This is a genomic window from Kaistella sp. (assembly GCF_032060305.1).
GTDB lineage: Bacteria > Bacteroidota > Bacteroidia > Flavobacteriales > Weeksellaceae > Kaistella > Kaistella yananensis.
Map to the genome: position 1 here is coordinate 18,799 of NZ_DAMBHK010000025.1, position 9,329 is coordinate 28,127.

Here is a 9,329-nt window from a genome sequence, read left to right on the forward strand (position 1 = left end):
TAATTTTCAGAATTTCTGTCGTGTCTTCCAACTCCGGAACCCCGGCAGTAAAGTAGATATTGAGTTTTTTATTGTGTTCGTTCATGTTCTTACAAATTACTTATTTTTATTATTAAACCGAAGCCCGCGCCTCGGATCGAGCGGCCTGTCTGAGCTCTTTTTTGGCGGCTGAGTCCGCGAAGCTGCCAAAAAAAAGCGAGTAGCGAAGCCGGATAAGGCGCCCAAACAATTTTAAATATTTTTAAGATAGGTTTCCATGTCTTTGTCGCCGCGCCCGGAAAGGCAGATGACCACTACATCGTCCTTTGCAAAGGTTTTTTTGTTCAAAACTGCCAAAGCATGCGCACTTTCCAGAGCCGGTATAATTCCTTCGAGTTTGGTGAGTTCAAAAGCTGACTTCAGCGCTTCATCATCATTAACGGAGAAAAATTCTGCGCGCTTTTCTTTGAACAGATTGGCGTGAAAAGGCCCGATTCCGGGATAATCCAAACCTGCAGAAATGGAATGCGGCTCAATGACCTGTCCGTCTTCTGTTTGCATTACCAGGCTTTTGCTGCCGTGGAGAACGCCCAAAGTTCCGAGAAAAGTAGTTGCGGCAGATTTCCCTGAATTTACTCCAAAACCGCCGGCTTCGGCCGCAATTAATTTTACATTTTCTTCATTCACAAAATGATAAAAAGTACCTGCAGCATTGCTTCCACCGCCGACACAGGCGATGACGAAATCTGGATTTTCACGTCCGGTTTTCTCTTTCAGCTGCCATTTTATTTCTTCAGAAATGACACTTTGAAATCTCGCCACCAAATCGGGAAACGGATGCGGACCCACCACACTTCCAATGATGTAATGCGTGGTTGTGGAATTATTGATCCAGTCGCGCAACGCCTCATTCACCGCGTCTTTCAGGGTTTTGGAACCTGAAGTTGCGGGAATTACTGTGGCACCGAGCATTTTCATTCTGGCAACGTTGGGAGCCTGTCTCGCAATGTCGATTTCGCCCATGTAAACGATACATTCCAGACCTAAAAGTGCGCAGGCTGTCGCCGTAGCAACGCCGTGTTGTCCGGCACCGGTTTCGGCAATGATGCGGTGTTTGCCAAGTTTTTTGGCGAGTAAAGTCTGTCCGAGTGCGTTGTTGATTTTATGCGCGCCGGTATGGTTCAAATCTTCTCTTTTTAAATAAATTTGAGTCTGGTATTTTTCGCTTAAATTTTTAGCGAAATACAGTGGTGTCGCTCTTCCTACATAGTTTTTCAGCAAATCCTGAAATTCTTCCTGAAATTCAGCAGATTCGACAATCTGAAGATATTTTTCCTTTAATTCTGCAACATTTGGGTATAACATTTCCGGGATGAAGGCACCGCCAAATTCGCCGTAATATCCATTTTCGTCAGGGTTTTTATAATTTTTCATAAAAGTTTTTTATTTTTTCCAAGTCTTTGTTTCCTGCCTCGGTTTCAAATTTAGAATTGATGTCGAGCGCAAAAGGTTGCTGCCTAATATTTTGAATATCATTAAAATTTATTGGAGAAATTCCGCCGCTCAGAAAATAAGGTTTGGGAATTTCGAGTTCATTTAAAATCTGCCAGTTGAAGGTTTTTCCGGTTCCGCCAAATGCTTTGGAATCGGTATCGAAAAGAAAATAATCTACATCTGATTTTAAATTTTGAATTTTAAATTTTAAATTTTCGAATTCCTTACCTACTCTGAAAACCTTTATAATTTTTGTTTCTTTATTCAGTTTATTCCGCAGTTCATCAATAAAGTTTTCTTCTTCGTCGCCATGAAGCTGGATATAATTCAACGCTGTATCTTCAGCAATTGCTACAATATTTTCAACTGACTCGTTTACAAAAACTCCCACTTTTCCTGAATGTTTAATTCCGGAAATCTGGCTTAAACTTAAATGGTTTAAAACATATCGTGGTGATTTTTTGTAAAAAATAAAGCCCAAAAAGTCAATCTTCATCGAAATTAATTCATGAATTTGATCTGTTTTTGTTAAGCCACACACTTTTAGCTTCATGTTTAAAAGTAATTTACAAATTCTTCAAATGCTTTTCCCGGATTCTGGTTTTTCATAAAATATTCGCCCATTAAAAATCCGTTGAACCCTTTTTCTTTTAGAAATCTGAAATCTTCCACGCTGTAAATTCCGCTTTCTGCAACAGACAGCGTATCTTTTGGAAGAAGATTTTTCAGGTTGACTGAATGCTGCAAATCGACTTTAAAATCTTTCAGATTCCGGTTGTTGATTCCGACCAAATCGATGTCTTTATTAAAATGATTCAGTTCCGCTTCCGTGTGAATTTCCAACAAAACTTCCATTCCCAACTCGTGAGAAAGACTGGTGAAATCTTTTACCTGTGAAGGTGAAAGACAAGCGGCAATCAGTAAAACTACATCTGCGCCAATTGATTTTGCTTCGTAAAACTGGTATTCATCTACCATGAAATCTTTTCGCAGCATGGGAACGTTAATTTCGTTTCTGATATTGAGAATATCCTGAATGCTTCCGCCGAAAAAATGAGTATCGGTAAGAACCGAGATTCCACTGGCACCGCAATTTTCGTAAGATTTTGCCACTTCCAGAACATCTGCTTCGCCATTAATCAATCCTTTGCTTGGAGATTTTCTTTTGAATTCTGCAATAATTCCGGATTTTGATTTCAGGGAATCTTTTAATGACAACTTTTGGCGATGAAAAAACTCAGAATCCTGCAGTTGCTCAACCGTAATTTTTGATTTTGCCGCTGAAACTTCCTGTTTTTTTCTTTCTATGATTTGGTCTAAAATATTCATTCCTCAATTTTAATTTAAGATCTTTTTCAAGCATTGCAGGGCTTTCCCGTTTTCAAGACTTTCCCTTGCCAGAAGCAAACAATCTTTATATTCGCCGAATTTTCCGGTATTCTTTAACGCCATCGCAGCGTTTGCCAAAACCACAGAATTTTGCTCGTATGTACCATTTCCTTCGAGAATATTTTTGAAAATATGAGCCGCATCCTGTTTTGTATTTCCGCCAAAAATCGTTTCGGGCTCAATATTTTTAAATCCTAATTCTTCTGCTGAGAAAATATATTCGCCGCTTTTATCAAAGATTTTGGTGTCACCGGTAAGCGAAATTTCATCGTATCCGTCGAGCGCGTGCACCAACAGAAAGTTTTCGTTTTTTTTCTGTAATAAATACTGATAAATACGTGCAATTTCTAAGCTGTAAACGCCAATCATGGAATATTTCGGCTTTGCAGGATTCACCAGCGGACCTAAAACGTTGAAGAAAGTCCGCAAACCCAAACCTCGCCTCAACGGCGCTACAGATCGCAATGCCGGATGAAAAAGTGGCGCATGAAGGAAGCAAATATTTCCTTTTTCGAGATCTTTCTGTAAATCTTCAGTATTTGTTTTGAATTGATAACCAAGTTCTTCCAGTACATTTGACGAACCTGAAACAGTTGAAACACCGTAATTGCCATGTTTCGCGACTTTCTGGCCGGCGCCGGCAACCACAAAACTTGCCAATGTGGAAATATTGAACGTGTCTTTTCCGTCGCCGCCGGTTCCCACAATATCGACCAAATCGTCGGTTCCCAAATTCGCAGGAACTGCAAGATTCAAAAGTGCTTCGCGAAAGCCTTCCAATTCCTCCAAAGTAATGCTGCGCATGAGGAAAACGGTTACAAAAGAAGTGACCTCATTTTCATTGAATTTGTTTTGGGCAATTTCTGTGAGAATGGCTTTTGCTTCCGCTTTTGAAAGCGTATTGTGATTGAATAAATATTGTAAAATCTGTTTCATTTTTTTGATTTTAAGAAGTCAGAAAGTTTTCTAAAATCTGTTTTCCATGAGGTGTTAAAATACTTTCCGGATGATACTGAACGGCGTGCACATCGTAGGTTTTGTGTTTCAGACTCATAATCATTCCGCTTTCATCCACGCTTGTAATTTCAAGTTCATCTGGAAAATCTTCAGGATTTACGGCCCAGGAATGGTACCGGCCAACTTCAAGTTTTTCAGGTAAATTTTTGAAAAGTTTATGGTCTCTCATTTGAGTTGCTTCGGTTGCAACACCGTGGAAAATCTCTGAGAGATTGATTAAACTTCCGCCGAAAGCTTCCGCAATCGCCTGTTGACCGAGACAAACACCGAGAATTGATTTTGTAGGAGCATATTTTTTAATAAGATCCAGAAGAATTCCGGCTTCCTGGGGAATTCCGGGACCTGGGGAAAGGATGATTTTGTCGTACTTTTCAATGTCTTCCAAAGAAATCTGATCATTACGGAACACCTCTACTTTTTCACCCATAATCTGCTCAATCATCTGAACAAGATTGTAGGTAAAACTATCGTAATTATCTAAAACTAATATTTTCATGAGATATTTTAAACTAATTTTTCTGCTTTAAGAATTGCTTTTTTCAGTGCGCCTAATTTATTATTGACTTCCTGCAGTTCATTTTCTGAAGAAGATTTGGCCACAATTCCGGCTCCGGCCTGATAAAATAAAGTATTGTTTTTACTTAAAAAAGTGCGGATCATAATCGCCTGATTGCAGCTTCCGTCGAATCCGACAAAACCGATTGATCCACCATAAAAACTGCGCGAAGTCTTTTCATAGTCATCAATCAGCTGCATGGCGCGGTATTTTGGTGCTCCGCTTAAAGTTCCCTGCGGAAAGGTGGTTGCAATCATTTCATACGGATTCTGATCTTTTGAAACATCGGCGGTAACCTCTGAAACCATGTGAATGACATGAGAAAAAAACTGAATTTCCTTGAGTTTTGAAACCGTTGTATTTTTTCCGAGAATGCTTAGATCATTTCGCGCCAAATCAACAAGCATCGTATGTTCGGCATTTTCTTTTGGGTCTTTTCTGAGTTCTTCGGCAGATTTCAAATCTTCCCCGATATTTCCGGTGCGTTTGAATGTTCCTGCGATGGGATGAATAACGGCTTTCTGGTCTTTAATAATCAACTGACTCTCCGGACTGGAACCCATCAGTTTATAATCTCCGTAATCGAAGAAAAACAGATAAGGTGAAGGATTGATGTTGCGCAAAGCACGGTAAACATTGAATTCATCTCCGATAAATTTCTGCTGAAATCTTCGGCTTAAAACCAACTGGAAAACATCGCCCCGGAAACAGTGTTTTTTGGCAGTTTCCACTGAAATTTTGTATTCTTCGTCTGTTAAATTTGATTCTTCAGAACCTATTTTTTGAAATGGAAAAACCGGCGCATTTTTTTGCTGGATTAAATTTTCGATGGTTGCCGCTTCAGACTTTAATCCTGCGATTTTATTCTCGATTAAAAACATTTCATCATTATGGTGATTGATGGCAATCACGTACTGGTAAAGTCGGTAACGCAAAATTGGAATTCTGTTTTCTTCTGAAAGTTCCTTGAATTTTATATTTTCAAAAAACGGAATAGCATCGTAAGAAGTGTAACCAAAAAATCCCTGAGCAGATTTCCCGATTTCATGATTTGGCTGCTCACATTCAAAAACTTTTGAAAAATTCTGAAGTAAATCTGTCAGTTTTTCAGTTTCAATATTTAGAGTTTCGGGACTTTCTAATGGAAATTTAATCTGGGCTTCAGTGTAATTTTTAATTTCAATTCCGGCCATTGCATTTACTGCGATGAAGGAAAAATTATTGTCGGTATTTTGGTTTCCGGCACTTTCAAGAAGAATGGTATCGCGGAACTGATCGCGAAGACGAAGGTAAATTCCGATGGGAGTAAAAAGGTCGCTGAGCGTCGATTTTACCGTAGTTTTCAGTTTGATTTTCTGATTGAATTTCATTATTTGGGAAGATTTTAAATAAAAAAAAAGACTTTAACATTACGTCAAAGTCTTTTTTATTTTTTGATAAAATATAAATTTTTACACAAAAGAGCAGTGCTCAAGACTTTGAAAGTTTTGAGGCCACCACCAGTTTGTATTGTTGTTCGTTTTCATTGGGACAAATATATAAATCATTTCGAACTTTAAAAGAAAAAAATTAAAAAATTTATTCTTCAACATTCTTTAGTGCCATAAGCAAATGATATGCTCCTTTGGTTACAAAGGCTTTATTGGCATTTTTAACGTCAAAATTAAGCAGTTCGGTTAAGCCGTTTTCGGAATTTCCAATAGTTACGGGAAACATTTTGTAGGTTTTGGGTTTCAATTCCTCGAAAACATACTGTTTGCCTTCCCAGGTCACAATGGCATCGTCCGGAATTACAAATCCTTCTTCAGCATTTACTTCAATCTCTGCATTCATGAAGGTTCCGGGGATAAGGCTTTCATCCTTATCAATCAAATCGCAATGGATGAAAACGCTGCGGTCCGGCGCAAAATCTTTACCGATTAATTTCACCGTGGCGGCGTATTTTTTTTCAGGATTCTGGTTTGTAAATGCATAAACCTTGTGTCCGACGGAAATTTTATTAAGATCTTTTTCAAAGACTTTCAGAGCCAGATGCGTTTGTCCGTTATTTACGATTTCATACAAAACATCGGCGGAAGAAACATATTGGCCAATAGTCGCATTCACTCTCGAAATATAACCTGAAATTGGTGCGACCACTGCCACCGACTTCCTGAGATTGCCGGAACTCACACTTCCCGGACTGATACCATATGAACGAAGCTGAGACTCAATTCCACGGACGGCAGCGCTCTGCGACTGGGCTTCGCTGGCGGCTTTCTGTGTGACCTTATCGGAACTTGCCTGATATTTATTCAGATATTTTTGGCGGTCATAATCTTTCTGCGCATAACCCAAGTTGGATCTTGCCTGAAGATATTCCTGCTGAAGCCTTGCCAAATCAGGATTTTCTACCATTGCTAAAGTTTGACCGCGGGTTACATAATTTCCGGGTACAAAACGTGCAGTTTTAATAATTCCTCCGGTGGAAGAAGACACGCCTGCCATTCCTGTTGGCGGCACATTGATCTGCCCGGTAAGCAGAATTTTGTTGGCAATATTTTCGTTACTAAGGGTTGTAGTTTCAATTCCTGCGGTTTTTTTCTGTAAATCGGTGAGTGTGATTTGGTCGCCGGAAATGGCGTATGTTTCCTGGGTTACCGTTTCCTCCTTTTTGGAACAGGAGAATAAAAGAACCCCGGAAAGCACTGCTATAATTGATTTTTTCATTTTTTTAATGGTTTAATTATTCTCCGCCAATCATTTTAGAGGCAATTCCTTTTTTATTCGTGAGTTCTGCTACTGTAATTCCAGCAAAATGTAGTAATACAAATACAGGCATCCAGTAGACCGCAAATTTGTGTATCTGTTCTGCCCTTTCCAGCGCCTGTTCTGAAGCAAGCTCCCACATCAGCGCAAAACCGGTGAGGATCTGCACCGCCAACAAAATATAGAAAATACTGTACACAGTTCCCTGAAGTTTCTCTTTTCCTGTAGATGATTTGGAGAAAGGATTAGGATATCTTACGCCTTTAGCTAATAGATATATTATTCTTAAAATGTAAGCGAAAACAAGCACATACGCGAAATTGATATGCCAATCGAACATCGGGTTAATGATGCTTTTCGCGATGCCAACTACACTTTCCTGGGGCACTTGAACATTATTTTTGCTCAGTTCTGCGGAGACAGCTGTAGTGATTGTTTTTTTAGACATCCAGTACATTCTTAAAAATCCGGTGGCAAAAAGTACCAGCATTGAAACTGCGATTAACCAGTGGATGAGCCTGTGGAGTGTTGTGAATTTTTTCATAGCTTTTATTTTTAAATTTCGTTTTGAAGTTTTAGTTGAAACTTCGCAGCAAAAAATTCTTTACTTATTTTTGAGCGTATTGAGTTCTATAATTTTTTCGTTCAAATTATTTTGAGCATCGATGTATCTGTTCTGAATATCAAGCGACTGATTCACTAAAATGGTATATTCCAGATAGTTGATTTCACCTTCTTTAGACAGTAAATCTGCTGTAAACATGATGGTTTGAGCGTTTTTTAAACCTTTTGTTTTATAATAATCGATTTCAGATTTCAGTTTCTGATATTCACCGTAGGTTTTTGCATATCTATTTTTAAAGTCACGAACAGCGATATCGTAATTGTTTTCGGCAATCTGCTGGTTAATTTTCTGGCCTTCAATCAATGATTTCTGTGCAGAATTAAAAACCGGAAGCGCCACGCCAACCAAACCGCTCTGAAAACGGTGAGTTCCGTTATAATACTTATCATCTGAACCGTTACCTTTCATGGTGGTTGAATTTATTCCGAGATTGAAACTCGGTAAAAGTTTGGCTTTTTCAGCTTCAAGTCTTGCATTTTCAATGTTTTTCTGATGCTCGAGTTGCGACAAAACTGTAGGGTTTCCGCTAAAATTCTCATCAAAATCCAAATTCAAAAGATAAAAACTCCCTTTTTCATTCCCGTATATTTCACCATCGTTAATCAGATAATTGAACTGATGAAGTGAAATTTCGCGGTCCTTCATCAAACTTTGGAGCTGAATTTCGGCCTGGCTTCGGTAAGCTTCAGCGGTGGTTTTCTCCAGAATGTTGCTTTCACCTGCTTTCAGCCGAATTTCGGAACGTTTGTAATAATTTGAATAAATGCTGTCGGCTTTTTTCAGGAGTTTCTGTTTTTCGTCCAGATAATTCAGATTATTGTAAACCAAAGCGATTTCCCTTTTCAGTTGCCATTTCTGTACATCCAGACCCAGCATTGCATTTTTCCACTGTTCCGTCAAAACCTGTTTTTGGGTTTTATAGAATTTCGGCAGCCGCAGCGTTTGGTTAACGGAAAAAGCGTTGTCCACATACGCAGAATTAATTTGTCCTATTTCTGCATTGATATTCAAAGGATCTATCGCTAGAGCAGAATTTTGGATGCGGTTCTGATAATCAACTTTCAGCTGGCCCGACTTTAAATTCAAATTGTTCTGAATTGCTCTTTCGTACGCATTTTCCAAAGAAATTGGAGTTTGCGAAAAGCTTTTCAGAAAAAACAATATTAAAAACAGACTGAGATATTTAGGTTTCATTATTTTAAAATTATTCATCTAGGTTAATGTTTTTTTTACGTTGGGGAAAATGTTTTTCAAACCAAATATAAACGGTTGGCAAAATGAAAAGCGTAAGGAAGGTTGCGAGTAGTAAACCTCCGATCACTACTGTTGCGAGTGGTCTTTGTACTTCCGCACCTTCACCCTGACTTATCGCCATCGGCAAAAATCCGAGCGAGGCAACCAAAGCCGTCATCAATACCGGACGGAGCCGCATTTTACCACCGATGCGCACTACTTCATTCAAATTTGAATGAATTTCCTTCTGTCGGTTAAACTCTGCAATCAATACAATTCCGTTAAGCA

The 9,329-nt window shown here is 38.9% G+C and carries 10 protein-coding genes; all 10 read right to left on the reverse strand.

What is annotated here, in order from left to right:
- Positions 1–231: 231 nt before the first annotated feature.
- Entirely contained in the window at positions 232–1,413 is a 1,182-nt protein-coding gene (gene trpB / locus V5N63_RS05360; RefSeq protein WP_332033119.1) for a tryptophan synthase subunit beta, read from the reverse strand.
- Entirely contained in the window at positions 1,400–2,026 is a 627-nt protein-coding gene (locus V5N63_RS05365; RefSeq protein WP_332033120.1) for a phosphoribosylanthranilate isomerase, read from the reverse strand. The genes trpB and V5N63_RS05365 overlap by 14 nt, the downstream gene beginning before the upstream one ends.
- A 2-nt stretch (positions 2,027–2,028) precedes the next feature.
- Positions 2,029–2,802: an indole-3-glycerol phosphate synthase TrpC gene (trpC, locus tag V5N63_RS05370; protein ID WP_332033121.1), complete on the reverse strand. Its 774-nt coding sequence runs from the start codon at positions 2,800–2,802 to the stop codon at positions 2,029–2,031.
- A 9-nt stretch (positions 2,803–2,811) separates the two neighbouring features.
- Positions 2,812–3,798: an anthranilate phosphoribosyltransferase gene (trpD, locus tag V5N63_RS05375; protein ID WP_332033122.1), complete on the reverse strand. Its 987-nt coding sequence runs from the start codon at positions 3,796–3,798 to the stop codon at positions 2,812–2,814.
- Positions 3,799–3,808: 10 nt separating this feature from the next.
- Positions 3,809–4,375 carry an anthranilate synthase component II gene (locus V5N63_RS05380; RefSeq protein ID WP_332033123.1) on the reverse strand — a complete coding sequence of 189 codons (567 nt, stop codon included), beginning with the start codon at positions 4,373–4,375 and terminating at the stop codon, positions 3,809–3,811.
- 8 nt (positions 4,376–4,383) lie between these two features.
- Entirely contained in the window at positions 4,384–5,805 is a 1,422-nt protein-coding gene (locus V5N63_RS05385) for an anthranilate synthase component I family protein (protein ID WP_332033124.1), read from the reverse strand.
- 208 nt (positions 5,806–6,013) lie between these two features.
- Positions 6,014–7,144, reverse strand: coding sequence for an efflux RND transporter periplasmic adaptor subunit (locus tag V5N63_RS05390; RefSeq protein ID WP_332033125.1), 1,131 nt, complete (start codon positions 7,142–7,144; stop codon positions 6,014–6,016).
- 16 nt (positions 7,145–7,160) lie between these two features.
- Positions 7,161–7,727: a cytochrome b/b6 domain-containing protein gene (locus V5N63_RS05395; protein ID WP_332033126.1), complete on the reverse strand. Its 567-nt coding sequence runs from the start codon at positions 7,725–7,727 to the stop codon at positions 7,161–7,163.
- A 60-nt stretch (positions 7,728–7,787) separates the two neighbouring features.
- The gene (locus V5N63_RS05400; RefSeq protein WP_332033127.1) at positions 7,788–9,002 is read right to left on the reverse strand and encodes a TolC family protein; all 1,215 of its coding nucleotides are present in this window, start codon (positions 9,000–9,002) and stop codon (positions 7,788–7,790) included.
- 10 nt (positions 9,003–9,012) lie between these two features.
- Positions 9,013–9,329, reverse strand: a 317-nt coding sequence (locus V5N63_RS05405; protein WP_332033128.1) for an efflux RND transporter permease subunit, incomplete at its 5' end; no start/stop codon positions are given.